Origin of the sequence: Citrobacter sp. ABFQG (assembly GCF_004322975.1) — a bacterium.
Classification (GTDB): domain Bacteria; phylum Pseudomonadota; class Gammaproteobacteria; order Enterobacterales; family Enterobacteriaceae; genus Citrobacter; species Citrobacter freundii.
Window position 1 is genome coordinate 1,116,322 of the sequence record NZ_CP036435.1, and the last position, 25,909, is coordinate 1,142,230.

Genomic DNA, 25,909 nt, shown 5'->3' on the forward strand with positions numbered 1-25,909 from the left:
GTCAGAATACCCTTTTGCCCTGACGCCAGACGTGGTCGATATGGATGTTGCCGCCTTTGCGATGCGTCAGCACCAGATCCGCGCGTTTACCTTCGGCAATAACGCCGCGATCGTCGAGATTTAAGGCCCGCGCCGGATTGCGTGTCACCAGACGAATAGCCTGCGACAGCGTAAAGCGGTTAGCGTCGTCATCTGCTACGCGAAATGCCGCATCGAGCAGGCTGGCGGGGTAGTAGTCGGAGGAGAGAATATCCAGCAGCCCCAGCTCAGCCAGCCTATGTGCCGCCACGTTGCCGGAGTGAGAGCCGCCGCGCACGATGTTAGGTGCGCCCATCAGCACGTTCATGCCATGCTGGCGTGAGGCATCGGCGGCTTCGAAAGTTGTGGGAAATTCGGCGATCACGCTGCCAAGTTGATGCGATTCGAGCACATGATCGCAGGTGGCATCGTCATGGCTCGCCAGCGCAATCTGGCGCTCACGGCACATCTGGGCAATCGCCGTGCGGTTGGGCTGTGACCAACGCGCAGCCAGCGCTAACTGTTCTTCTTCATAACGGGCCATCTGCTCGTCGGTGAGCGAATACTTGCCCTGATAATACTCGCGGTACTTCTCACGATTGGCGAACTGACGCTGGCCGGGGGAATGATCCATCAGCGACACCAGCGTCACCGGCTCACGACCGACCAGTTTTTCAAACAGCGGCAGGGTAGTGTGATGCGGCAGCTCGCAGCGCAGGTGCAGGCGGTGCTCGGCGCGATTGACCCCACGCTTTTGCGTCTCTTCCACCGCGTTGATCATCTTCTCCAGATTTTCCAGACGGTCACCACCGTCGCGCACATCGCCAATCGCCACTGCGTCCAGCACGGTGGTAATGCCGCTGGCGACCATTAGCGCGTCGTGGCTGCTCATTGCCGAGTGGGCAGGCCAGTCTACCTTCGGGCGCGGGGTAAAAAATTTGTCGAGATTATCGGTATGCAGCTCGATAAGCCCTGGCAGCAGCCAGCCGCCTTCGCCGTCCAGCGCCTCAGGTAGGCTGCTCGGACTTTCAGCAAAGGCGCGAATGACCCCGCCCTCGATTTCCAGCGATCCTTGCACCACGTCATCTTCCAGTACCAGCTTTACATTATTGATAATCATGCTGTTGTTCCCATCAGATGCAGACGATCCGCTACGCGGTCGCGCACAGTTTGATCGTGAAAAATACCGACAATTGCTGCGCCGCGGGCTTTTGCTTCTTCAATCAATGCGACGACGGCGGCGCTATTTTTGGCGTCCAGCGAGGCGGTGGGTTCATCGAGCAGCAGAATCGGGTAATCGACGATAAACCCGCGGGCGATGTTGACGCGCTGCTGTTCGCCACCGGAGAAGGTCGACGGCGCCAGGTGCCACAGCCGCTCCGGCACGTTCAGGCGGGTAAGCAGGTTAGCCGCTTTGGCTGCACACTCCTCACGGGAGACACCCAGATCCAGCAGCGGTTGCATCACCACATCCAGCGCGGAAATCCTCGGGATTACGCGCAGGAACTGGCTCACCCAGCCGATGGTTGAACGGCGAACTTCCAACACTTTGCGCGCCGGGGCCTGCACCAGATCGACCCACTCATCGCTGTGGCGAATGTGGATGTGTCCTTCATCCGGCAGATAGTTGGCGTACAGCGATCGCAGCAGCGTGGATTTGCCGCTACCCGAGTGACCGTGCAGCACCACGCATTCGCCGTTTTTCACTTCCAGCGTGGCGTTTTGCAGCACCGGCAGACGCACGCCGTTTTGCTGATGCAGGACAAAGGTTTTACTGACATTTTCAACGCGGATCATTTGAGCCTCATGGTTCTTATTGCCGGATGGTGCTGTGCTTATCCGGCCTACAAAAAGCGCCCCGTAAGCTGCCATCCGGCATCCGATGTTTAATTTTGCAAAACGGACGACACCAACAACTGGGTGTACGGATGGTGCGGGTCGTCGAGCACGCGGTCGGTTAACCCACTTTCCACCACCTGACCCTGCTTCATCACCAGCAAACGGTCTGCCAGCAGACGCGCCACACCCAAATCGTGGGTGACAATGACCACTGCAAGATCCAGTTCCACCACCAGGCCGCGCAGCAGGTCCAGCAGTTTGGCCTGTACCGAAACGTCCAGCCCGCCGGTGGGTTCGTCCATAAACACCAGTTTGGGATGAGTGACGAGGTTGCGGGCGATCTGCAGGCGCTGCTGCATACCGCCGGAAAAAGTGGTTGGCAGGTCGTCGATACGCGAGGCGGGGATCTCCACCTCCTCCAGCCAGCGCTGCGCGGTGGCGCGGATGTCGCCGTAGTGACGCGCGCCAGTGGCCATCAGGCGTTCGCCGATATTGCCGCCGGCGGAGACCTGACGGCGCAGGCCATCCAGCGGATGCTGATGCACCACGCCCCATTCGGTGCGCAGCAGACGGCGACGGTCGGCTTCGTTCATGCCGTACAGCGAACGGTTCTGATACAAAATCTCACCGCTCTGCGGCGTCAGCCGTGAAGAGATCGATTTCAGCAGCGTGGTTTTGCCAGAACCGGACTCGCCGACGATACCCAGCACTTCGCCTGGCCACAGGTCAAAAGAGACATCGCTGAAGCCCTTGCCCGGCGCGTAGAGATGGGTCAGGTTGTTGACTGAAAGCAGCGGTTGCGTCATTTGCTGAGGGCCTCGCTCTGTTGGCGGCAGTAATCGGTGTCGGAGCAGACAAACATGCGTTTGCCGCTGTCATCGAGCACCACTTCATCGAGATAGCTGTGGGTTGAGCCGCAGATGGCACAAGGTTCATCCCAGCTCTGCACGGTAAACGGGTGATCGTCGAAATCGAGGCTTTCCACGCGAGTGTAAGGTGGAACGGCATAGATACGTTTTTCGCGGCCTGCGCCAAACAGTTGCAGGGCCGGCATCATGTCCATCTTCGGATTGTCGAATTTCGGGATGGGCGACGGGTCCATGACGTAGCGGTCGTTGACCTTCACCGGATAGGCGTAAGTGGTGGCGATATGACCAAAGCGGGCGATATCTTCATACAGTTTCACCTGCATGATGCCGTACTCTTCCAGCGCGTGCATGGTGCGAGTTTCCGTTTCACGCGGTTCGATAAAGCGTAGCGGCTCGGGGATCGGTACCTGGAAGATGATTATTTGATCTTCCACCAGCGGCGTCTCCGGGATGCGGTGGCGGGTCTGGATCAGCGTCGCATCTTCCGTACGCTCAGTGGTATTCACTCCGGTCACACGCTTGAAGAAATTACGAATCGATACGGCGTTAGTGGTGTCGTCCGCGCCCTGGTCAATCACTTTCAGCACGTCCGGCTCGCCAATCACGCTGGCGGTAAGTTGAATGCCGCCGGTTCCCCATCCGTATGGCATCGGCATTTCACGTCCGCCAAACGGTACCTGGTAACCGGGGATCGCTACCGCTTTCAGAATTGCGCGGCGGATCATGCGTTTGGTCTGCTCATCAAGATAGGCAAAGTTGTAGCCGGAGAGGTTAGTGGTCACAGGTGGCCTCCTGTTGCAGGCGTTTGAGCAGTTCCAGTTCGGCCTGGAAATCGACGTAATGGGGAAGTTTGAGGTGCGAAACAAAACCCGCCGCCTCGACGTTATCCGCATGCGCCAGCACGAACTCTTCGTCCTGCGCCGGTCCTGTGACCGTTTCATCGTATTCGGCTGCCTGTAGGGCGCGGTCCACCAGCGCCATCGCCATTGCTTTACGTTCGCTCATACCGAACACCAGCCCGTAGCCGCGGGTAAAATGGGGGGATTCATTTTCTGGCGCGACAAAACCGTTGACCATTTCACATTCCGTCATCAGCAGTTCGCCGACGTTCACCGCAAATCCCAGCTCTTCCGGTACGGTTTCCAGTGCCACATAGCCGCTACGGATTTCGGCGGCAAACGGGTGGTTGCGCCCGTAGCCGCGCTGGGTGGAGTAGGCCAGCGCCAGCAAATATCCCTCGTCACCGCGCATCAACTGTTGCAGACGTGAAGCGCGTGAGCAGGGGTAAACCGGCGGCGTGCGGGTGATGTCGTCGGGTGTCGCGCCATCATCCTCTTCACGTTTTGCCAGGCCCTGGTTCGCCAGCAGGGAAAAGACGTGCGGGGAGGCATCCTGCGCGCCGTCTGCGCTGCGCAGAGGCGGGGTTTCGCCATTGGCCAGTAAGGTAAAATCCAGCAGGCGATGGGTATAGTCATAGGTTGGACCCAACAGCTGCCCGCCGGGAATATCCTTGTAGACCGCGGAGATTCTGCGTTCAAGACGCATTTCTGCGCTGTTAACCGGTTCGCTGACAGCAACCTTTGCCAGCGTAGTGCGGTAGGCGCGGAGCAAAAAGATGGCCTCGACGTTATCGCCGCTGGCCTGTTTGAGCGCCAGTGCAGCCAGTTCGCGGTCAGCGATGCCACCTTCGGTCATCACCCGATCAACGGCCAGGTTCATCTGCTGTTCGATTTGCGCCACGCTCAGTTCAGCAATGGTCTCATCGCCCCGGCGTCGGTTTTCCTGCAGGGCGTGGGCGTTGGCTATCGCCTTTTCGCCCCCTTTGACGGCGACGTACATCAGCACACCTCCACATGGGTGGTTCGCGGAATAGCCAGCAGGCGTTCGCCACAGGTGAGGATCAGATCGACCCCCAGTGGGAACGGGTGCGGGCGTTCGGTGAGTTCGTGAATCAGGCATTCCGGCAGCTGTGGCGCGATCATGCGCTCTTCGGCGATGCCCGCGCCGGTCAGACGCAGCATGCGTCCACCGCTTAAGCCTGAGACTTGCACAATCAGCGTGGCGCTGGTTTCTGGTGCGACGGCTGAACCGGCGGAGAGGGCGTTAAGCTGTTCGCTGCTGATACGTTCGTCGGCGACGGCAAAGGCCGCCAACTGTGGTTGATCCACCAGCGGCGCGTTGGTGTGAAAACGCAGGTTCTGCCGGACGATATCGTTATCCATCGACGGCGCCAGCCAGACCGGCGTGTCGCCATCGACCAGGGTCAGCAGCACGCTGGTGGTCGCCAGACCCAGCGGCTGCCAGCCGTGTTTCAGCTGATGCAGGGCGACGATTACGCCCGGTTCGCTCATGGCTTTCAGCAGGCGACGAAAGCTCTGCTGAGCATCCTGAACGGGTAAATTAAATGCGGTCTGTAAGGTCATGCGTTATCTCCGCGTACCAGCGTGAAGAAGTCGACCCGGCTGGCGTTGACTTCGGCACAGCGTGCGTTAATCAACGCATCGCGTTCCGCTTCCAGCGGGGCAATTAAGGTTTCCATTAGGTTCTGGAAATGCGTTTGTTCCTGCAGTAGCGCGTCAATTACCGCGCACTGCTCGGCATGTTGTTTATTGCGTCCCAGCAGGTAGCTGTAACCCAGCGTGCCGCTCTTCAGGCGTACCACTGCGCGGGTAAGCGTGGTGTCACCGGCAAAGAAGCGGTTACCGGTACCGCCCATACGGGCCTGGATCTGCATCAGTCCGCTTTCCGGTGCGCGGATAAGTTCATAGTCCGGCGTCAGTTTGAGCGCGTTGATGCGGGCGTTCAGGGCATCGGCATTGCTGTAAGCCAGCGCGCGCATCCAGCGCTGGCGGGTGGCGGTATCGAAATGCATTCAGTGCTCCATAGTGAATTCGATCATGTCGGCGCGGGTCAGGCTGACGGAGTATTCCGCCGCGTGTTCTTCGCCTTCACGGTGGTTCAGGGTGCGCACGCACAGCAGCGGCGCCATATTGGGGATTTCCAGCACCTTGCTCTCTTTGGCCTGCGCGCGGCGGGCGCTGATGCGCGTTTGCGTGCGCAGTAGCGTCAGACCGGATTGTTGACGCAGATAGTCGTGCAGTGAGCCGCTGTTGAAGCCTTGCAGCAGCGGCCACAGCGTGAGGTCGGAAAAATAGTGGTCGATCTGGCACAGTGCGATCCCGTTAACCCGGCGCAGGGTGCGCAGGTGAATCACGTTATCGCCCTCGTTTATGCTGAGCGCATCGGCAATGTGGCTGGAGGCCGGACGCAGCACCGCCAGCAGTTTTTCGCTGGTGGGGTGGCTGCCCTGGTCCAGCAGGTTCTGACTAAAGCGTGCCTGGGCATTAAGCGGGTAATCGAACGGGCGCATCAGCACCAGCACGCCGACTCCCTGGCGACGCTGAACCCAACCGCGTTCAACCAACTGGTCAATGGCGCGGCGCAGGGTGTGGCGGTTTACGTCAAAGCGCGCGGCAAGCTGATGCTCGGCGGGCAGATAGTCACCGCAGCGATAATGTTGACGTAGCTCCTGCTCAAGTCTCGCGGCAATTTCCTGATAACGCGTTGGATAACTGGTCGGATGTGTAGACAAGTGCATAGCAATCAATGCCTCGCTAATCAGATAAAGTGCTTACGCAAACGCTGGGAAAGGAAATCCAGCAGGCTGACGGTGACGATGATTAACACCATCAGGGCGCAGGTTTGCTGGAACTGAAAGCCGCGAATCGCTTCCCATAAGGTCACGCCAATACCACCTGCGCCCACCATGCCGACTACCGTGGCTGAGCGAACATTGGATTCAAAGCGATACAGCGAGTAGGAGATAAGCAGCGGCATGACCTGTGGCAGAACGCCGTACAGAATCTCTTCAATTTTGTTGGCTCCGGTGGCGCGAATACCTTCTACCGGACCCGGCTCAATGGCTTCTACCGCTTCGGAAAGCAGCTTGGAGAGTACCCCGGTAGTGTGGATAAACAGCGCCATCACCCCGGCGAATGGCCCTAACCCGACGGCGACCACGAACAGCATCGCGAAGACCATTTCATTGATGGCGCGGCAGGCGTCCATCAGGCGGCGCATCGGCTGGTAAATCCACCACGGCACCAGGTTATCGGCGCACATCAGGCCGAAGGGAATCGATAGCACCACGGCGAGGGCAGTCCCCCAGACGGCAATTTGCAGGGTGACGGCCATTTCACCGAGATAGTCCTGCCACTGGCTGAAGTCCGGTGGGAAGAAGTCGGCGGCGAAGGTTGCCATATTGCCGGAATCTTCGATCAGCGTGAGCGGAGCCATTTCGGCACCTTTCCACGAGACCACCAGTACGGCGAGCAGAATGGCCCAGCTCAGCAGCGAGAACCAGCTACGTTTGGGCGGGGCGACGGTGATGGTTTGCATGTTTAGCTCCGTGCATAGGTTATTGCCGGATGGCGGCGCAGGCGTCTTATCCGGCCTACAAAACACCGTAGGCCCGGTAAGCGAAGCGCCACCGGGCACCAGGGTTACTGCACTGCTTTGGTGACGCTGGTCATGGCGCCCAGTGCGGCTGTCAGACGGTCAAGGTCATCGAGCTGCGCTTTCAACGCCGAGGTTTTGCTGGTTTTCTCTTCCTCGTTCAGCCCTTTGTTGTCCTTCACACCCTGCATCTCTTTAAACAGTGCCAGCTGGCGAATCGGCACCAGTTGCAGATCGCTGGAGGCGCGGAACGGTGCCCATCCAAGGCGTTCCAGTACGGTTTTCTGTTCCGGCGTTTTGCCGTAATTCATAAAGAAGTCGTACACCTTGTCCTTGGTGGTTTCGGAGAGGTTTTTACGCCAGACGATCGGATCGCCCGGGATCAGCGGTGACTTCCAGATCACCTTCAGCTCTTTCAGCTTTTCCGGCGCGGAAGTTTTCAGCTTGTCGAGGTTTTCGGTGTTGTTGGTGGCGACATCGACCTGCTTGTTGGCGACGGCCAGGGCGTTGGTTTCGTGTCCGGCGTTAACGGTGCGTTTGAAATCGCTCGCGGAGATGTTGTTTTTGGCAAAGACGTAGTAGCCGGGAACAAGGAAGCCTGACGTTGAGTTGGGATCTCCGTTGCCGAAGGTCAGATTCTTACGTTTGGCGATCAGATCGTTCAGGTTATTGATCGGACTGTCTTTGTTAACGATCAACACGCTCCAGTAACCTGGGGATCCGTCGGCGGCAACGGTTTGGGCAAACACTTGTCCGTTCGCGCGATCCACCGCTTCCATTGCCGAGAGGTTGCCGTACCAGGCGATATCCACTTTGTTAAAGCGCATGCCCTGGATGATCCCGGCGTAGTCCGGGGCGAAGAAGGCGTTCACTTTCACGCCCAGTGATTTTTCCATGTCCTTCAGGAACGGTTCCCACTGCGGCTTCAGGTTTTGCTGTGACTCGGTCGAAATAATGCCAAAGTTCAGCGCTTTTTCTTGCTCTTCGGCATGCGCCGGGCTTAACAAGGTACTGACGCTAAACATGCTGGTGAAAGCCAGCGCGGCAACTGTCTTATAGCTCATGTCGTTTCCTTAATTAGTCATTGTTCCAGGCTATTTCACTTGCCAGCCTGAATCCGGGCAGTGCTCAAAATCCTCACGTACTGCGTGTACGCTCCGGTTTTTCCGCGCTGGCCGTCTCCAGCCTGGCTGCGCCAATAACGCCTGGTTTTTTAGAACTATGCAGCCTGCGCGTTCTGTTCGACGCGGTTCATGCTGCGGTAAAGATGGTCAAAACGATCGTTATCAAAATGCTGGCTGCTGCCATCAAAGAAGACGTTGCCCTGGCGCAGCGCGACGATGCGTTCGCAGTAGCGCAGGGCGTAATCCACCTGATGCAGCGTGACGACCACGGTGATGCCGTCGGTCTGGTTGATGTCGCGTAGGGTGTCCATCACGATGCGTGCGGATTCCGGGTCCAGTGAGGCAATCGGCTCATCGGCAAGGATCACTTTGGCCTGCTGCATCAGCGCGCGGGCGATTGCGACGCGCTGCTGTTGTCCGCCCGAAAGCGTGGAAACACGCTGGTATGCAAAATGCGCCATGCCCACGCGGGTCAGCGCCTGTAATGCACGCTGTTTCTGCTCGGCGGTAAACCAGCTAAAACAGGTGCGCCAGAACGGCGTGCTGCCGAGCGCGCCAATCAGGACGTTCTCCAGCACCGTCAGGCGGTTCACCAAATTGAACTGTTGGAAGATGTAGCCGGTGTGGGCGCGGCTTTTGCGGATATCGCGCGCCAGGCGGCCTTCATGTTGAACGGTGCGGCCCAGCAGCTCGACGCGGCTACCGGGTGATTTATCACCGACGATCAAACCGCTTAAATGACGTAAAAGGGTGGATTTGCCGGAGCCGGACGGCCCAAGCAGAGCCACCATCTCACCGGAACAGATGTTCAGATCAACCGCATTGAGCGCCTGATGTTGATTGAAGGACTTGGAGAGTTTTTCGACGCGAATAATCGTTTGCATGCTGCGGCCTCCCTAAAAAAGTGGCCCCATCGTGGCGGATCAATGTGACGTTTTCGTTAAGGGATAGTTACTCGATGATGAAGAGTTGAGCGCTATTTGATGACAGTACGGGAGGGCTGGCCTCCCGTTGGATTACTCTGTAGGGGGTTGCTGTTGTTTGACGACGTTGATCATCCACGGCACGCCATACTGGTCGCTCACTTTACCGAAACCGTGGGCCCAGAAGGTTTCCTGCCAGTCCATTTCGATTTTTCCGTTTGCTGCCAGGTTATCAAACCAGCGTTTGCCTTCATCGACGTTTTGCGTGTCGAGCACCAGCGTAAAGCCAGAGTAGTGAGCATTTCCATCCGGGGCGCTATCGCTCATCATGATGTCGCTGCCCGCAACGCGCAGGTTGGCGTGGGCGATGGCGGTGTCGGGGAATTTCATGCCTGAAGGGCAACCATCTTCACTATCCTGCGCCGATTTGGGCATTTCACCGAAGTTGATTTTGTAGAGCAGTTCAGCGCCTAACGTTTTTTGATAGTAGGCGATAGCGTCAGCGCAGTTGCCTGCAAAGGAGATATAGGGACTTAACGGCATAATCTTTACCTCAGGTAAAAGAAACCAGTTAAGTGTAGTTATCGTCTGCATAAATAAACCAGGCGGGAAGTATGAGCTTCCCGCCTGGCAGATGAGCTGGTGTAGACCTGATGAGCGTAGTGCCATCAGGCAATTTGCATCAGTTCTTTTTCACAAACTCAGATTTCAGCTTCATTGGGCCAAAGCCATCGATTTTGCAATCGATGTTGTGGTCACCTTCAACCAGGCGAATGTTTTTCACTTTGGTACCGATCTTCAGCATGGAAGAGCTACCTTTTACCTTCAGGTCTTTCACGACGGTAACGCTGTCGCCGTCGGCCAGCAGGTTGCCGTTAGCATCTTTAACGATCAGTTCGTCGCTGTCCTGTGCCGGTTCAGCATCGTTCCATTCGTGCGCGCATTCCGGGCAGATGAACATGCCGTTATCTTCGTAAGTGTATTCGGAGTTGCATTGTGGGCAGTGTGGTAATGACATGTGGATTTCCTCAAAAGTCAGCAGGGGCAAATGCGCCCAAAAAATGGCAGATTGCCGAAAAAGGCCGCAATTATACATAAAATCCCTGCTTTTGTCGGGACTACTGTGTGATTACGCAAATGATCTGCTGTAAAGACCCTTTGCTTTTACCTCAATGAAAGTATGGGGTAATATTTTTTAAGGGAAATTGCTACGTCAGGTTATTTAAGATAAGGTGAGGCGAAATATCTGATATTCATAGGTAACATCGCCTGCGGATGTCTAAGTCATTGTGATTGAATATCTCAATCCCCCTTAATTTTAGTAGGGGGATTAAGCTGGCATTTTTTAAAACTGAACTACGCTGTTTATCTTTCTTACTTATTACATAAGTGAGAGGTTTCAGGCCAGCGGTTGTACGCCAAACTTATTTTAATAATATCAATTGGTTGTTTTGATTTTAATTATTTCCACACGTAATTATAAAAGCCAAAAAATCTATAAATAAAACGATTGGGCTAAATAAAAGCAATGCTATTTGCGTTAAGGAAAGATTTTCCATGCACACACAGACAATATATGAATTAAGTCAGGAAGCGGAACGCTTGCTGATGCTCTCGCTTGAACATCTCAGGCAATTGCAAAAATTGCCCATGACGTCGTTGGATGATGTCGCGCTAAAACAAGGAGAGCATAGCAGTCAGGTTGTTCAGCCCCTGCACTTCAGCGCGCGTGGCATGGATGTCCAGCAAGCAACGCTCAATAATGAGTTGCGCAAGATTACGCGTCTGGAAATGGTGCTGGCGATTGTTGGCACGATGAAAGCGGGAAAATCGACGACGATTAACGCGATTGTAGGGACAGAAGTTTTACCTAATCGTAATCGCCCCATGACGGCGTTACCAACGCTAATTCGTCATACGCCGGGGCAGAAAGAGCCGGTCCTGCATTTTTCACATGTCGCGCCGATTGATGCCTTAATGAAGGTTTTACAGCAGCGTGTGCGCGAGTGCGATCGCCAGCGTCTTACGCAGACCCTGGAAATTGACAAGGATATGAATGTCCTGCTGCAGCATATTGAAACCGGCGTGGCATTTGAACGGTATTATCTTGGCGCACAGCCTATTTTCCATTGCCTTAAAAGCCTGAACGACCTGGTGCGCCTGTCAAAAGCATTGGATGTTGATTTTCCTTTTGCTGCCTATGCCGCGATTGAGCATATTCCGGTTATTGAGGTTGAGTTTGTCCATTTGGCCGGACAAGCAAGCTACCCAGGGCAATTAACGTTGCTGGATACGCCGGGGCCGAACGAGGCGGGACAACCGCACTTACAAAAAATGCTTAATGAACAGCTGGTACGGGCCTCTGCGGTGCTGGCAGTGTTGGATTACACCCAATTGAAATCTATTTCTGATGAGGAAGTGCGTCAGGCGATTATGGCGGTTGGCAAGTCAGTACCGCTGTATGCGCTGGTGAACAAGTTCGATCAGAAAGACCGCAACAGTGACGATGAAGAGCAGGTGCGGGCGTTGATTTCTGGCACGTTGATGCAAGGTGGCATTGCCCCTGAAAGAATCTATCCGGTTTCCTCAATGTGGGGCTATCTGGCAAACAGGGCGCGTCATGAGCTGACGGCCCGTGGGCGACTGCCGGATCATCAGGTGCAACGTTGGGTGCAGGATTTTGCCGAAGCGGCGCTTGGCAGACGCTGGCGCACCACCGATCTTGAAGATACGGAGCATATCCGTCATGCCGCCGACCTGTTGTGGGAAGACTCGCTGTTTGAACAGCCTATCCAGAAAGTGATTCACGCCGCTTACGCCAATGCATCGCTGTATGCGCTACGCTCAGCGTCACATAAGTTATTGAACTATGCGCAAAGCGTGCACGAATATCTGGAGTTTCGTGCCCACGGGTTAACGGTCGCCTATGACGAACTGCGGCTGAACATCACGCATATTGAAGAGGATATGCAGCAGTTAGAAGTGAGCCAGGGGCGGGTGAGCGATGAAGTCAGCCATGAAGTAGAACTGGCGCTGGAAGCTGCTGCAGCCTATCTCAGAGAGCAACAAACCGAGATTCTTTGCGGTATCAACACGTTCTTTGTCAAAGAAAACGTCCTGATGATGTCACAACATAGCCTGGGAGCTGGCGTCTCCTCGGCAGAAATGGCCGGAGAAATGCTGGTGCTGCACGATGAAGGGCAGGCGAAAATTGTGTTAGATAAAATTCGCTCGTCCTGTGAGGGGGTATTGCTGGCGGCGCAGGAAAGCATCAGCCGTGACTTAGCCCTGCGTTTTGAACAGCTTGAGTCGACACTCTCCCGGGCGCTAAATGACGCGATGCGGCCAATTGAGCAAAGGGTGAAAGAGGAGCTAAACCACGCCGGTTTTCGTGCGCGGATCCGTTTTCCAGCGTTCCATACAGCGATGTTTAATTTCAATACCCGCCAATTGTTTAACGAGGCCATTGAGCAGGATATTCCGGCAGAAAATGCGCCGTCTACTGGTGGTGCGGTACGTGACACTTTCTCTCGTTGGCTAAATCAACCCAACTGGGGATGGAATGATTACGTCGAAACAAAAACGCGTTATCTCATTGATATGGGCGCTTTGCATAAGAACCTTGTGCAGTATGTCTCCCAGTTTTGCCAACAAATTCGTAAAGCTTTAGTTGCTCAGGTCGATATTTCCGTTACGGCAGGCATGGCCACGTTTTTTGCAGATTTTTCACTGTGTCTGGCGCAATTGCAGGCGAGCCTGAGTGAGAGTCTGACGCTACGCCAACAAAATGAATCCGCGGTGAATGCAATGAATGAGCAATTGCAGCAGCGCATTACGATTGCGGCATGGCTTTATGAAGATTCCCGTTTGCTGCGTGACGATATCAATACCCTTTTTGCAACCGAGCACACATGACTAACGTTTTACTGGAAGGCCCCGGGAGGACGCTGGAGTGTGTCTACCCGAAGTTTATGGTCGATCTGGTTCAGGGAGATGAAACCAAACGTTCCGGCGGTTTTCTGCAACAGCAGCAGCGGTTGCGTGCGCGTCTGACGCAGGAGGTGTTATCCCAGACACAACTACGGGCGTGGGTGATGGCGGGAGTATCCAGCGAGCATCTGGTGATGCGTCTTAAGCTGGTAGAGAAGTTGGCGGGCATGATCGACCCAGGCCATCTGGCGCTGGTGCGTATTGCCGAAGGGCTGAGGTTTTTACAACAAACCGAACACCCGCGTGGGCTTTCAACCCCTGGTCTTTTACAACAAATAAATTCACTGACTGACTGGTTTACCCAACGCGCTGCGTATAAAGAGAAGGCGCTGACCCAGCGTGGCCTGACGGTTCAGGCGGGCGAACACAGCGAACAAATTTTTACCCGCTGGCGGGCTGGCGCATATGACGGTTGGTCGTTACCTGGACGCTGTTTTGTTGCGCTGGAGGAGTTGCGCTGGGGAGCCTTCGGTGACGCCTGCCGGTTAGCGAATGCCGATGTGGTGTTAATGCTAAAAGACAACCTGCGAACCATGGCCGCTCAGGCGTTGGCGGACAACGTGAATGCGGCGCCTGCTACGCGTCATTACTATCATCATTGGCTCAGCACGCCAGTTGTCGGCGGATCGGGCGAGTATAACGATATGCTGAGCTGGTTAGGCGACTGGTGCGATGCGCAGCGTCATCCGGTGAGCTGGTCGGTGACGCAGCGTTGGCAAAATGTGGCGTTAGGAATGCCGCGATTGTGTTCGGCGAAACGACTAGCTGATGCGATGGTTGAGGAGATTTTTGCACCGTCCCTACTCATCAATTGAGCAGGGACGGTCAGTGGGGCTAAGACAGAGTTAGTGGTGCAGAGAGTCTGCCGGGGTGGCCACCGTCTCGTTGGCGACCAGGTTTTTATTAAAACGTTTGGCGTACAGCGCGGTGATAATCGGCACCAGAATGGCGGTGACAATTACGCTGGCGGCAACCAGCGCCGTAGCGGATGCGGCAACCGGTTCGAACGCCGGGTTAATCTGGGCGATAATCACCGGGTTTGCCACCGCAGCGCCTGCTGCTGAAGAGGCTGCCACGCCTGCCGTACCGTTCCCGCCACCAATAACACGGTCTGCAATAATCAGCGGGATACCGGTGATGACGATAACCGCGACACCCAGCAAGATACCCAGCAGACCGGTATCAACGATTACGCTCAGGTTAATGGTGTTACCCAATGCGAAGCCGAAGAACGGGATCAGCACCGGTGTGGCTTTGCTGAAGAAAGAACGCAGGTCATGATCCAGGTTGCCTAATGTAAAGCCAATCAGGAACGGTAATACCGCGCCGATAAAATGGTGTGGCTCGAAGGAGGCCAGACCCGCGGAGCCGAGGATGACCATGGTCATCAACGGGCCGGATTCCAGAGACATCAACACAAATGCGCCGGACTCTTCTTTGGTGCCGTACTGGTTCATCAGGCTGGCGTACAAACCACCGTTGGTCATGTCCATTGCGGAGACAATTGCCAAAACTGAGAGGCCTGCAAAGAACCCGGTTTGAATACCGGTATCAGGAATAAATGAAGCCGCAATCATTGCCACTACCCACGCCACGGCTATTTTGGTTATTACCAGCGTACCGGACTTGCGTAATACCGTGCCGGTTGCCCGTAAATCAATAGATGCGCCGATACAAAAAAACCACACTGCCAGAATCGGTACCGTTCCGCTGATCATTCCTTTGGTAAACGAACCGAAATACGCACCGGTATCCGGAGCTAACGTATTTAACACTGCGCCTAATAACAGAGGAATCAACATCATTCCGCCGGGGATGCGTTCAATCGTGGCTTTAATTTTCATAAACGTCCTCATGTCTTGTCGCCGCTAACACTAGCGCAAGAGGGTAAAAATTAATAAATTCAAATGGTTACTGGTTTCTCTTAACAAAGAAAATCGCTATCTCTTTGTTTTATAAAATCTAACGCGGCATACGTTGAGCGTGTTGCTGCTCCCAGGGATATTGCGTCTGGAATTAGTTTGCATTCATGGGAACGTTGATTCAATCAAAATAAAACGATGTTTTAGTTATCTTCATCACATATTCCGAGCAAAAGTTCCCGGTCGCTCTGATTATTAAAAAAGCTGTGATCTTTTTGTGAAGGGATTAGGTGTTTTTTTTGCTAGCAGAATAATAATGACCGCTGTGATTGTTGGTGCAATAAAGCGATTTATTCTTGTATTTAATTGTCAGTAAATCACAAGCGTTACATGTAAAAAAGATGACTAAGAATGACCTAATTTACGCATGTTGACGAAATGAAAAACTATATGTGAAGTTGATCACAAATTTAAACGCTGTTAGGGTAAAGAGGTCATTAACCGCCCAATCAGGCGTCAACAGGTTCGGTTGTACTGTGCGTTTCTCGTCAGTGTAAGTAAACCTGCTACGCTTGTTACAGGGAATGCGCCTGTGCGTTCCCCGCTCGGTGATGACCTTGACGCATGGGCGTTGGGGGACTCGAACTGGAGCGTGACAGGGCTAAGTCTATGAGGACGAGTATGCTAAAAAGGAAAAAAATAAAACCGATAACGCTGCGCGACGTTACCATCATTGATGACGGTAAATTGCGAAAAGCCATTACCGCAGCGTCGTTAGGTAATGCGATGGAATGGTTCGATTTTGGTGTTTATGGATTTGTTGCTTACGCATTAGGTAAAGTGTTCTTCCCGGGGGCTGACCCCAGCGTGCAGATGGTTGCTGCACTCGCTACCTTCTCTGTTCCCTTTCTGATTCGACCGCTTGGCGGATTGTTCTTCGGTATGCTCGGCGATAAATACGGTCGTCAGAAGATACTGGCTATCACCATTGTGATTATGTCGATAAGTACCTTCTGTATCGGTCTTATTCCCTCGTATGCCTCAATTGGTATCTGGGCGCCGATTCTGCTGCTGCTGTGTAAGATGGCACAGGGATTCTCGGTCGGCGGAGAGTACACCGGGGCGTCGATTTTTGTCGCGGAATATTCGCCGGACCGTAAGCGTGGATTTATGGGCAGTTGGCTGGACTTCGGCTCGATTGCCGGGTTTGTGCTGGGTGCGGGCGTGGTGGTTCTGATTTCAACCGTCGTCGGCGAGGAAAATTTCCTTGACTGGGGCTGGCGTATTCCGTTCTTCCTGGCGCTACCGTTAGGGCTGATTGGTCTGTACCTGCGTCATGCGCTGGAAGAGACGCCGGCGTTCCAGCAGCACGTGGATAAACTGGAGCAGGGCGATCGTCAGGGTCTACAGGAAGGTCCGAAGGTTTCGTTTAAAGAGATTGCGACTAAGCACTGGCGCAGCTTGTTGGCATGTGTTGGTCTGGTGATTGCTACCAACGTCACCTACTACATGCTGCTCACCTATATGCCGAGCTACCTGTCGCATAACCTGCATTACTCCGAAGACCACGGTGTGTTGATTATTATCGCCATCATGATTGGTATGCTGTTTGTGCAGCCGATTATGGGGTTGCTCAGCGACCGCTTCGGGCGCCGTCCGTTTGTGATCATGGGCAGTATTGCGCTGTTTGTGCTGGCGATTCCGGCATTTATCCTGATTAACAGTAATGTTATCGGTCTGATTTTCGCCGGGTTGCTGATGTTGGCGGTGATCCTCAACTGCTTTACCGGGGTGATGGCGTCAACGTTACCGGCGATGTTCCCGACGCATATTCGCTACAGTGCACTGGCCGCCGCGTTTAATATCTCGGTATTGATTGCTGGTTTGACTCCGACATTGGCCGCATGGCTGGTGGAAAGCTCGCAGAATCTGATGATGCCTGCTTATTATCTGATGGTGATTGCGGTGGTTGGTTTAATTACCGGCGTGACCATGAAAGAGACCGCCAATCAGCCGCTGAAAGGGGCCACGCCTGCCGCTTCGGATATTCAGGAAGCGAAAGAGATCCTCGGCGAACACTACGATAACATTGAACAGAAAATCGAAGATATCGATCAGGAAATTGCTGAACTACAGGTTAAGCGCACGCGTCTGGTGCAGCAGCATCCGCGTATTGATGAGTAATCGTGTCATTGCCTGATGGCACGCAGATTTTAGGCCTACGGGTAGCATTGTACTTTGTAGGCCGGATAAGGCGTCTGCCGCCATCCGGCGCGTGGCCTTAAGGTTGGCTTAATATCCTTCAGGCAAACTCTCCTCCATAGTTTCGGAGGAGAGTGTCATGAAAACCCGTATTTATGAAAGTTTGACCACCGTGTGCAGTTTGCTGATCGTCAGCAGCTTTTTGTATGTATGGGTGAGCTCTTACTGAATTTTCGCCAATTCCACCCATGCGCGAGTGCCGTTGGCTCCCTGGCGATTTTGCAAATAGAAATGCCCTTGATGTAACTGGGTGATGCGACTGACAATGCTCAGCCCCAGTCCAATTCCGCCAAAGCGGCTGTCCATACGCACAAACGCTTTACTCAACTCCCCGCATTTACTTTCATCAATGCCCGGCCCTTCATCTTCAACGGCAAGGACGGCATCATGCTCTGTGTTCAGGCTAATCGTAATATGGGTGCCTTCCGGGCTGTAACGATGCGCGTTTTCCACCAGATTTCGTAGTAGCATCCGCAACAGCGTAACATCACCAGGCACGACAACGTCCGCCGCGCTTTGTGGCAGGAGCAGCGTCTGTTTACGTTGGTCCAGCATGGTGCTGAGTTCATCGTAGGAGGGCAGAATAACATCCTCCAGCAGCTTGACATGCTGGTAGCTCCCGGCCGAAAACGACTGTCCGACGCGGGCGAGTTGCAGCAGTTGCGATACGCTGTCCATCATTTGATCTAGCCGGGCAATTAGCGGCGAAACGTCGACCTTATGGGTTTTGGATAATAATTCCAGATGCAGGCGCACGCCTGACAGCGGTGTGCGCAGTTCGTGAGCGACATCGGCGGTAAATAAGCGTTCGTTTTCAATCGTGCTGGTTAGCCGCGTTACCAGGTCGTTGAGCGCGGAGACAACCGCCTGGATCTCAATGGTTGAGCTGTGAATTTCAATCGGGGTCAGGTTATCGGCTGCCCGCGCCTCCAGCTCTTTTTGCAGATCTGCCAGCGGACGAGTAATACGTCGCACTGCCTGGTAGCAAATCAGCAGCGCCAGGCTGACCATAAAGATGCCGGGGACGATCAGACTGGCGATGGCCTCGCGGATCTCATGCATGATGTGGCGATCGTTGTTGCGATTTTCGCGCAATGCCTGTTCGAATAACTGTATTTGCTCGGTACTTTCATGCCACAACCAGAAAGTGCTAATCAGCTGAAAGACCAGCAGAATAAGACCAATCGTCAGCATCAGGCGATGACGAAGCGGGAGCGGTTGTTTTAGATATTGCAGCAGCTTCACTTAGCTTTCCTCAGTGGCAACCAGCATATAGCCAAATCCCCTGACCGTGCGGATGCGAGATTTTCCGACTTTGTCGCGCAGATTGTGAATGTGCACTTCCAGCGTATTGGTCGACGGTTCGTTATCCCAGCTGTAGATGTCGTTATACAAAATTTCCCGGTGTACTGGGCTGCCCGCTTTGAGCATAAGGCGTGACAGGAGTGCGTATTCTTTCGGCGTTAAGATAACCTCTTGCCCGTCCATCCACACCTGGCGCCGACCGATATTCAGCGTCAGGTTGCTGACAATGAGTTCACTTTCACCCTGATTGTTATGCCGACGCAGCAGCGCCCGGATGCGGGCGTGCAGTTCTTCCAGTGCGAACGGTTTGACCAGATAGTCATCAGCACCCACGTCCAGTCCGCTGACACGGTCTTTCACCGTGTCGCGGGCGGTGAGGATAAGTACCGGCACGGTGTATTTTTTCTGTCTGATTCTGTTCAGAAAGTGCAGGCCGTCTTCATCCGGTAAGCCCAGGTCGAGGACCACCAGACTGTAATGTCCGCTCTCCAGACACTGCTCCGCTGCGCGGGCCGTGGATACGCCGTCGCAGGCGTAGCCTTCTGTTTGCGCGGCGAGTATCAGTCCCTGTAATAACAACGTATCATCTTCAACAATCAGGATTTTCATTCGTTTAGCCTCCCCGGCAGGGTTGCAGAATATCATCCGCCGCCTGATATTTCTGTGTTTGTACGCCCGTTAATCCCAGCAGGGTTGAGAAGAGATTATCCTGTGAGAAATCTTCTGAGCTTGCCCGTTTTTGCAAACATGTCTGAGAGACCTGATAGCGTTGCTGATAATCCTCGGAGAGCCACAGCAGCATCGGCACATGTTTTTGCGTATCAGGTGCAATCGAATACGGCAGGCCGTGCAAATAGACGCCATTTTCCCCTAAGGATTCGCCGTGATCGGAAAGATAGACCAGGCTGGTGGTGAAATTATCCTGGTGCTCTTTCAGTATATTGATTGCTTTATCAACAATATAGTCAACGTAAAGAATAGTGTTGTCGTAAGTATTGACCAACTGTTGCTGTGAACAGGTCTGGATTTCGTTGGTATCGCAGGTTGGCGTAAATTTCTTAAACTGCGCAGGATAGCGGTTGTAATAGGTCGGACCGTGGCTGCCGATGGTATGCAACACAATCACGCCGTCGCCTTTCAGGTTATTAATGTACTCTTCCAGCCCGTGGAACAGGACTTCATCGTAGCATTCACCGTCAATACACTGCCCCGGCAGGTTCAGCTTAGTCATATTCTGGTGTGGAACCCGGTCACAAGCCCCTTTGCAGCCGCCGTCGTTATCGTTCCACAGAACGTTAATTCCCGCCCGTTGAATAATGTCGAGCACGCCTTCCTGATGCTGCGCCAGTTCTTCGTCGTAGTGCGCGCGTGGCATATCCGAGAACATGCAGGGTACTGATACTGCCGTTGCCGTTCCGCAGGACGTTGTGCGGGGGAAATAGACCACATTATCTTTTTCCAGCAGCGGGTTGGTCTGGCGCGAATAGCCTGACAGCGAGAAGTTATCGCCACGTGAAGTCTCGCCGAGAACCACAATCGTCAGGTTCTTACGCTTTTCTTTCACCATCAACGGATTGCGGTGTGCATCTTCGCCAATGCGTACCAGCGGCAGGTGGGCCAGCCTCTGGTGTGAATACCAGGATGACGTCGCCACAATGCTGTTGGATGGACTGAGGGATTTCACCAGTTCTTTGTTGTTGCGAAACAGTGAAGCGTAATCTTTATAGAAGAACGCAGCGACCAGCACGATCAGCAGTGCGGAGATCAGAATGTTCGCGCCACGAAACAGTATGCTGCGCATGACAGACGTGATCGGTTTGATTTTTACCCAGCAGGCAATAAGTGCGGTCAGAATGCCGCTCACCCCGAGCGTGATGAGCAGTTGTGGCGTCAGCAAAGCAAAGGTTTCGGCGGGGGTGGTGTCCATCATATTGGCGATCATTGAGCGGTCGATGATGATGCCGTAGGTCATGATGAAATATTGGGCCGATGCGCCAACCAGAATGAAAATGCACGCCACCAGGCGATTAAGCCACAGGAATGAGGCCAGTGTCAGCACAATGTTCATGACGCTGAACGCGACCACCGGCATTGATAAAAACACCAGCACGTTACGCACAGAGTCCAGAGGCAGGTCTTGCAGCACTTGTTTATAGAACGCAATGTTCAGGAAGGTCGCAAGATAAAATGAAATCAGCAGAAGCCAGCTGATTAGCCCGAGAGTGGGCCTTTTAAACAAGAGCTTTAACATTAAGGGGGTTCCATCGACTATGTGGCGCAAATCCTCTCAAAGTAAAATTAAGCCAACCTTAAGTTCTTAATGTTGATTTTTCGAAGAGCGGTGGGAGAACGTTGGCCCGATGAACTTACGCCATCGGGCCACGACGATTGTTGGTGTTAGTTATTGTTTACCGGGGCATCCAGTGGATACGGGTTTTTATGGATCCGGTTGTAGTTCAGTGCGTACAGCGCGGTGATGATCATCAACGTGACGAACGACCACATCACTTCTTTGGCTCCGGAACCGACAACCGCCCAGATGCAGTAGACAAAGGCGATAAAGGTCACCAGTAAGTACATCGGGCGTGCTTTACCAAAGTGACCATGGCCGAGCAGCAGCAGCGCGGCGCAGGTGTACAGATACGGCACCAGGGTGAAGATAACGGAGACCGAAGAGACCAGACCAAACTCTTTCGCTGCGTTCGGCGACATGCTGCTGAACTGGAAGATGGTCATCAGAATGCCGACGATAATTAACCCGGCCACTGGCGTACCGGCTTTGTTCACGCGGGCAAAAATCGGTGGGAACAGGCCGTCATCGGCTGCGGCTTTGGCGGTTTGCCCGGCAAGCAGCGTCCAGCCGCCCAGAGAACCAAGACACCCGGCCGCAGCACAGAAGGAGACAATTGCCCCTGCGGTGTCACCCAGCGCCATGCGTGCGGCATCACCGAACGGAGAGGCTGAAACACGTAGCGCCGCGTTAGGGATCATACCCATGATCGCGGTGGTGGAGAGCACGTAGCAAACAGCGGCAATCAGCACGCCGCCCATGGTGGCGATAGGTACGTTACGTTTGGGGTTTTTAACCACGCCAGCCGCGACGGAGGCGCTTTCTACCCCGATAAATGACCATAAGGTAACATTCAGAGTGCTTTGAATCGCGCCGAAGGTGTTCATGCCGCTGACGTTCCAGGCCGCCATATAGGTTTCACCGCGGAACCAGAACCAGCCGAAGACGGCAATCCCGACAATTGGTACCAGCGCCAGTACCGTTGCGACGGCCTGCACGCGGGTGATCATTTTCGGTCCGACAATGTTCAGTAATACGAAGATCCACAGCACGACGACACAGGTCAGCGTCAGGACCAGCGGATCTTTTAAGATGGGGAAGAAGTAGCTCAGGTAACCGACGCCAATGACCACCATGGCGATGTTACCAATCCAGCAGGCCAGCCAGTACAGTACGTTGGTCTGGTAGCCCAAAAAAGGACCGAAGCAGCGGCGGGCGTAAGCATAAGAACCACCGGGACTGGAGTCTAAGGACGACATTTTGGCGTACACCATCGACAGTGCCAGAGCACCGATAATCGTGACCAACCATCCGTAGATTGCAATCCCGCCAGTTGACGCAAGGTTTGCGGGTAGCAGGAATACACCGGAACCCATAATATTCCCCGACACCATAAGGGTGACGGGGATTAAGCCCACTTTGTGAGCATCAGCATCCGTCGACATATTTTCTAACTCCTGATAAGGATAAATGACGCCTTATCATACCTCGTCAAAAGTCTGTTTAATGATGACGGAGCTGGGGTATCGCTAATGCTGATATTATTATGGCTTATCGCTAACTGATTAAAAATCAGGCGGCGGATGGCTCCCTATGTTGACTAACATAATGCAGAGGTGTCATCCCATAGAACTCTTTGAATACGGAGATAAAGTATGAGGTACTGTTATATCCACACAGTTGAGAGACCTGGGAAATGTTTTTGCCGTCCATCAGTAATTGATTGACGGCATATCGCATGCGACAGGTGGTAATTATTTGGCTGTAACTTGTATTTTCACTTTTGAGCTTTTTCTTTAACAAACTAGGACTCAGGCATAAGCAACTGGCAACCATGCTTAAATTCCAGTCTTTATGTATATCGCTCTCAATTATGTGATAAACGCTGTCGCTGATACAGTTGCGCAGCATATACATGAGCAAAGAGATAAACTTTTTGCTGTCGAGAAAGCGTGATAACACCGTGAACAGTAGCGAGCGCGTACGCTCTCTTTCAGCTTCGTTCACTGTGTCCATTACGCTATGTTGGGCAGCCACCCTGAAGACATCCGGCGTCAGACACGCTGAGGTCATCACTGGGCTGGCACTGCGTTGCCAGAGTGGGATCTGTGAAAGGTCTTTATTTAAAAAGCGCAGATAGTCTTTAATGATATCGCGGCTAATATGTACAACCAATGCGTTATTAAGTGATGAAAAATCGATAATATTATTATCGCATGCCACCAGTGCCATATGATTAGCTTTTAAACTGATGGCGTCTTTACCGTTAATCCTTAACCAAACATCCTTCTCCGTTAATACAACAACACAAGCTTCTTTGCTGCAAAGCTTCATACCCAACTCCAGGAATATGAAAAAACACCGTAGCTCAACATCAGATGAGCCAAATCGGCTAAATTGAAATTGTATGATGAAACCAGGACCGCAATAAAATAACGTGTCTGAAATTAATTACAATGTTTGGTGGGATTTTTCTTATGTACAGATTTTTTTACGCAACTGGAAAGATGCTATTTGCGTATAAAAAAAGCGCGGGGTGGTCCCGCGCAAAAAGGTATGACAGTGTTATTGTTTTGCAGCAATACTCAGGAATTACTCAAGAATGACATGTCTACCTTAAACATCGGACTATCTAAAAAGAGACCTTATGCTTTCACGCACATAACGTGATAAACACCGTCAATAATTTCCGTTCCTTCGGTTTCATGTTCAAATCCAGGGAAGTGGTGGTCCCAGGACTGCAACGAACGCAGGTACCCAATTTGCGGGCTGTTGGCATCGCCAAAGTTTTCACCGGACAGCAGCATCGGAATTCCCGGTGGGTAAGGGATCACGGAGTTTGCCGCAATACGTCCCGCCAGATTTTCAATCGCCACCATCTCAACGTTGTCACTGACTATCGCGTTGTAAGCGTCACGCGGAGTAATATCCGCATCCGGCAGACCGGAGTAGGCTGCATTGAGACGGCTGCCTGGGTTGTTTTCTTTCAGCCAGGCGAACATGGTGTCGCCCAGATCGTGAATACCCATGTTGGCATAAGTGTCAGGATGTTCCTCAACCAGTTCTGGCATCACCTGTGCCAGCGGGGTATTGGCATCGTAATGGTGTTTGAAAGAGCACAGCGTGTTGATCAGTGTGCCCCATTTCCCGCGGGTAATCCCCATGGAGAACAGGAACATAATCTGGAAATCGGTGGTTCGGGTCGGCACGATGCCGTGGCGGCCAAGCCAGGCGGTAACCAGTGCAGCCGGTACGCCGTTCTCTTCCAGTTCGCCATCGTCGCCCATCCCCGGCGCCAGAATGCTGACTTTGATCGGGTCCAGCATGCTCCAGTTATCCGGCAGGTCTTTAAAGCCGTGCCAGGATTCACCAGGACGCATCACCCAGCAGTTCTGATCGGTTGCCAGCAATGTGGCTGGCGCGTCGGCAAAGTCATAGGTTTTACCGGTCTGCGGATCGGTTACCACTTCTTTGTTCCACGGTTTGAAGAACCAGTCGCCTTCGGCGGTGAACTCTTTGTACAACCGTGCCATGGCCTGACGGAAATCGACTGCTTCGTCGATCACTTCCTGAGTGAGCGACAGGCCGCTGTTACCGTCCATCATGGAGACCGCCACGTCGTTTGAGGCGCAGATAGCATACAGCGGAGAGGTGGTGGCGTGCATCATGTACGCCTGGTTAAAGCGGGAGAAGTTCACAGCCCCACGACCTTCACGAACGTGAATGTAAGATGCCTGAGAGAGCGCATTCAGCAGTTTGTGGGTCGAGTGGGTGGCAAAAACGGTAGGACCGTTATGATCGCCCGGCGCGCCACGCATGGCGTAGTGATCGGCATAAATTGGGTTGAAGCGAGCATAGCCGTACCAGGCTTCATCGAAGTGGATGCGATCGCTGGTTTGTGCGAGCAGATCCTGTGCCTCTTTGGCGTTGTAGCAAACACCGTCGTAGGTACAGTTGGTCACAACGCTGTAAGACGGTTTTTGCCCAGCTTTGCCTTTGGTCAGTGGGCTTTCGCTGATTTTTTTCTGTAAAGTTTCAGGCTGCATTTCCTGCGGGTAGATAGGCCCGATAATGCCGTACCGGTTGCGGCTTGGCACCATGTACACCGGTTTTGCCCCGGTGAGGATCAGCCCCTGTTCGATGGATTTATGGCAGTTACGATCCAGCACCACGACGTCGTTGTCGGTCATACAGGCCTGCATGATGGTGCGGTTAGAGCCGGAAGTGCCGACCACTACGGACCAGGAACGGTCGGCACCGAACACGCGGGCAGCATTTTTTTCACTTTCCCCAAATGCGCCTGTATGGTCGAGTAAAGAACCGAGATTGGTACGTTCAATCCCCATGTCGGTACGGAAGAGATTCTCACCGTAGTAGTCATGGTACAGTCGACCGGCAGGTGTTTTGGTGAAACCGACACCGCCCTGGTGACCCGGTGCAGCCCAGGAATACTCATGGACATTGCTGTATTTCATCAGGGCGTTGAACAGCGGTGGTAACAACTGCTGACGATAGCGAGTCATCGCTGCGATGGCACGGCCAGCGATAAAGTCAGCGCTGTCCTCCAGAATCCAGGCGAATTCATCGACAAGCTCCAGCAGGTCGCGATCCAGCGATGCGGTGGCTTTTTCGCGATCGCCCAGCAGGAATACGGGAACGTTTTGCTGGCGCTCGTGGAGCTTGCCGATCAATTGCCTGACGTTCAGGTGTTCGTCTTGTTGTTCCATTTGATAGCTGAACATCAGGCAATCAATGGCTTCATTGGCGGCGAGGATTGCGTAGCCATCGTCGAATGAGGTGGACTTAATGACGGTAACATTTTGGCGGCTTAATGCGTCAGCCAGACGTTCGACAGCGCTACCGACCCAGGTGTCCTGATGCAGAAACTCACTTTCAACAATTAATACTTTCATCATCTTTTACCCGGTTGTGGAAAGGTTGCAATCTATGAATTGCAGACACACCGTATGAA

24 protein-coding genes are annotated in these 25,909 nt (G+C 53.6%); 4 read left to right on the forward strand and 20 right to left on the reverse strand.

Annotated elements, in window-relative coordinates:
- Nucleotide 1: 1 nt before the first annotated feature.
- The 13 genes from phnM to WN16_RS05525 all read right to left on the reverse strand — a co-directional run bounded on the left by phnM (nucleotide 2) and on the right by WN16_RS05525 (nucleotide 10,246).
- The gene (gene phnM, locus WN16_RS05465) at nucleotides 2-1,138 is read right to left on the reverse strand and encodes an alpha-D-ribose 1-methylphosphonate 5-triphosphate diphosphatase (RefSeq protein ID WP_044702164.1); all 1,137 of its coding nucleotides are present in this window, start codon (nucleotides 1,136-1,138) and stop codon (nucleotides 2-4) included.
- The gene (gene phnL, locus WN16_RS05470; protein WP_003841104.1) at nucleotides 1,135-1,815 is read right to left on the reverse strand and encodes a phosphonate C-P lyase system protein PhnL; all 681 of its coding nucleotides are present in this window, start codon (nucleotides 1,813-1,815) and stop codon (nucleotides 1,135-1,137) included. The genes phnM and phnL overlap by 4 nt, the downstream gene beginning before the upstream one ends.
- Before the next feature lie 89 nt (nucleotides 1,816-1,904).
- A complete protein-coding gene (gene phnK, locus WN16_RS05475; protein ID WP_003844769.1) occupies nucleotides 1,905-2,663 on the reverse strand; it encodes a phosphonate C-P lyase system protein PhnK in 759 nt (252 codons plus the stop codon).
- The gene (gene phnJ, locus WN16_RS05480) at nucleotides 2,660-3,451 is read right to left on the reverse strand and encodes an alpha-D-ribose 1-methylphosphonate 5-phosphate C-P-lyase PhnJ (protein WP_224774781.1); all 792 of its coding nucleotides are present in this window, start codon (nucleotides 3,449-3,451) and stop codon (nucleotides 2,660-2,662) included. Before phnJ ends, phnK begins: the two co-directional genes overlap by 4 nt.
- A gap of 46 nt (nucleotides 3,452-3,497) precedes the next feature.
- Entirely contained in the window at nucleotides 3,498-4,565 is a 1,068-nt protein-coding gene (locus tag WN16_RS05485; RefSeq protein ID WP_044702163.1) for a carbon-phosphorus lyase complex subunit PhnI, read from the reverse strand.
- Entirely contained in the window at nucleotides 4,565-5,149 is a 585-nt protein-coding gene (phnH, locus tag WN16_RS05490) for a phosphonate C-P lyase system protein PhnH (protein ID WP_003844771.1), read from the reverse strand. The genes WN16_RS05485 and phnH overlap by 1 nt, the downstream gene beginning before the upstream one ends.
- Nucleotides 5,146-5,598: a phosphonate C-P lyase system protein PhnG gene (gene phnG, locus WN16_RS05495; protein ID WP_003031825.1), complete on the reverse strand. Its 453-nt coding sequence runs from the start codon at nucleotides 5,596-5,598 to the stop codon at nucleotides 5,146-5,148. Before phnG ends, phnH begins: the two co-directional genes overlap by 4 nt.
- Nucleotides 5,599-6,324, reverse strand: coding sequence for a phosphonate metabolism transcriptional regulator PhnF (phnF, locus tag WN16_RS05500; RefSeq protein ID WP_044702161.1), 726 nt, complete (start codon nucleotides 6,322-6,324; stop codon nucleotides 5,599-5,601). It lies immediately after the preceding gene.
- A gap of 20 nt (nucleotides 6,325-6,344) precedes the next feature.
- Nucleotides 6,345-7,124 (reverse strand): phosphonate ABC transporter, permease protein PhnE, encoded by a 780-nt coding sequence (gene phnE, locus WN16_RS05505; RefSeq protein ID WP_003841119.1) that lies wholly within the window; start codon nucleotides 7,122-7,124, stop codon nucleotides 6,345-6,347.
- 104 nt (nucleotides 7,125-7,228) lie between these two features.
- Nucleotides 7,229-8,245 carry a phosphonate ABC transporter substrate-binding protein gene (gene phnD / locus WN16_RS05510; RefSeq protein WP_044702160.1) on the reverse strand — a complete coding sequence of 339 codons (1,017 nt, stop codon included), beginning with the start codon at nucleotides 8,243-8,245 and terminating at the stop codon, nucleotides 7,229-7,231.
- Nucleotides 8,246-8,400: 155 nt separating this feature from the next.
- Nucleotides 8,401-9,189, reverse strand: a complete 789-nt coding sequence (gene phnC, locus WN16_RS05515; RefSeq protein WP_003841124.1) for a phosphonate ABC transporter ATP-binding protein — start codon at nucleotides 9,187-9,189, stop codon at nucleotides 8,401-8,403.
- Between the two features lie 132 nt (nucleotides 9,190-9,321).
- Nucleotides 9,322-9,771 carry a VOC family metalloprotein YjdN gene (gene yjdN, locus WN16_RS05520; RefSeq protein WP_003031832.1) on the reverse strand — a complete coding sequence of 150 codons (450 nt, stop codon included), beginning with the start codon at nucleotides 9,769-9,771 and terminating at the stop codon, nucleotides 9,322-9,324.
- 139 nt (nucleotides 9,772-9,910) lie between these two features.
- On the reverse strand, nucleotides 9,911-10,246 hold the full coding sequence (locus tag WN16_RS05525) for a zinc ribbon domain-containing protein YjdM (protein ID WP_003031835.1): 336 nt from the start codon (nucleotides 10,244-10,246) through the stop codon (nucleotides 9,911-9,913).
- Nucleotides 10,247-10,785: 539 nt separating this feature from the next.
- Between WN16_RS05525 and crfC the strand changes: the two genes are divergently transcribed.
- Together crfC and WN16_RS05535 are read left to right on the forward strand one after the other, a co-directional pair.
- Nucleotides 10,786-13,143, forward strand: a complete 2,358-nt coding sequence (gene crfC / locus WN16_RS05530; protein WP_003844774.1) for a clamp-binding protein CrfC — start codon at nucleotides 10,786-10,788, stop codon at nucleotides 13,141-13,143.
- Entirely contained in the window at nucleotides 13,140-14,033 is an 894-nt protein-coding gene (locus WN16_RS05535) for a diguanylate cyclase regulator RdcB family protein (RefSeq protein ID WP_044702154.1), read from the forward strand. The genes crfC and WN16_RS05535 overlap by 4 nt, the downstream gene beginning before the upstream one ends.
- A 30-nt stretch (nucleotides 14,034-14,063) precedes the next feature.
- On the opposite strand, the gene kdgT is transcribed toward WN16_RS05535, so the two are convergent.
- Nucleotides 14,064-15,062 carry a 2-keto-3-deoxygluconate transporter gene (gene kdgT / locus WN16_RS05540; RefSeq protein WP_003841132.1) on the reverse strand — a complete coding sequence of 333 codons (999 nt, stop codon included), beginning with the start codon at nucleotides 15,060-15,062 and terminating at the stop codon, nucleotides 14,064-14,066.
- A 699-nt stretch (nucleotides 15,063-15,761) separates the two neighbouring features.
- On the opposite strand from kdgT, the gene proP reads away from it, so the two are divergent.
- Complete coding sequence (gene proP, locus WN16_RS05545) at nucleotides 15,762-17,264, forward strand: glycine betaine/L-proline transporter ProP (protein WP_044702152.1); 1,503 nt, start codon at nucleotides 15,762-15,764, stop codon at nucleotides 17,262-17,264.
- 157 nt (nucleotides 17,265-17,421) lie between these two features.
- Nucleotides 17,422-17,511, forward strand: a complete 90-nt coding sequence (gene pmrR / locus WN16_RS05550) for an LpxT activity modulator PmrR (protein WP_008321468.1) — start codon at nucleotides 17,422-17,424, stop codon at nucleotides 17,509-17,511.
- On the opposite strand, the gene pmrB is transcribed toward pmrR, so the two are convergent.
- The 6 genes from pmrB to adiA all read right to left on the reverse strand — a co-directional run bounded on the left by pmrB (nucleotide 17,505) and on the right by adiA (nucleotide 25,850).
- A complete protein-coding gene (gene pmrB / locus WN16_RS05555; RefSeq protein WP_003841135.1) occupies nucleotides 17,505-18,587 on the reverse strand; it encodes a two-component system sensor histidine kinase PmrB in 1,083 nt (360 codons plus the stop codon). The two genes, pmrR and pmrB, sit on opposite strands and share 7 nt — an antisense overlap.
- Nucleotides 18,588-19,256, reverse strand: a complete 669-nt coding sequence (gene pmrA / locus WN16_RS05560; protein WP_003031849.1) for a two-component system response regulator PmrA — start codon at nucleotides 19,254-19,256, stop codon at nucleotides 18,588-18,590.
- A 4-nt stretch (nucleotides 19,257-19,260) separates the two neighbouring features.
- Complete coding sequence (gene eptA / locus WN16_RS05565; protein WP_044702150.1) at nucleotides 19,261-20,898, reverse strand: phosphoethanolamine transferase EptA; 1,638 nt, start codon at nucleotides 20,896-20,898, stop codon at nucleotides 19,261-19,263.
- 146 nt (nucleotides 20,899-21,044) lie between these two features.
- Nucleotides 21,045-22,382 (reverse strand): arginine/agmatine antiporter, encoded by a 1,338-nt coding sequence (gene adiC, locus WN16_RS05570; RefSeq protein WP_003031853.1) that lies wholly within the window; start codon nucleotides 22,380-22,382, stop codon nucleotides 21,045-21,047.
- A gap of 127 nt (nucleotides 22,383-22,509) precedes the next feature.
- Nucleotides 22,510-23,271 (reverse strand): AraC family transcriptional regulator, encoded by a 762-nt coding sequence (locus WN16_RS05575; protein ID WP_044702149.1) that lies wholly within the window; start codon nucleotides 23,269-23,271, stop codon nucleotides 22,510-22,512.
- A 311-nt stretch (nucleotides 23,272-23,582) separates the two neighbouring features.
- Nucleotides 23,583-25,850: an arginine decarboxylase gene (adiA, locus tag WN16_RS05580; protein WP_008321469.1), complete on the reverse strand. Its 2,268-nt coding sequence runs from the start codon at nucleotides 25,848-25,850 to the stop codon at nucleotides 23,583-23,585.
- Between the last annotated feature and the right edge of the window lie 59 nt (nucleotides 25,851-25,909).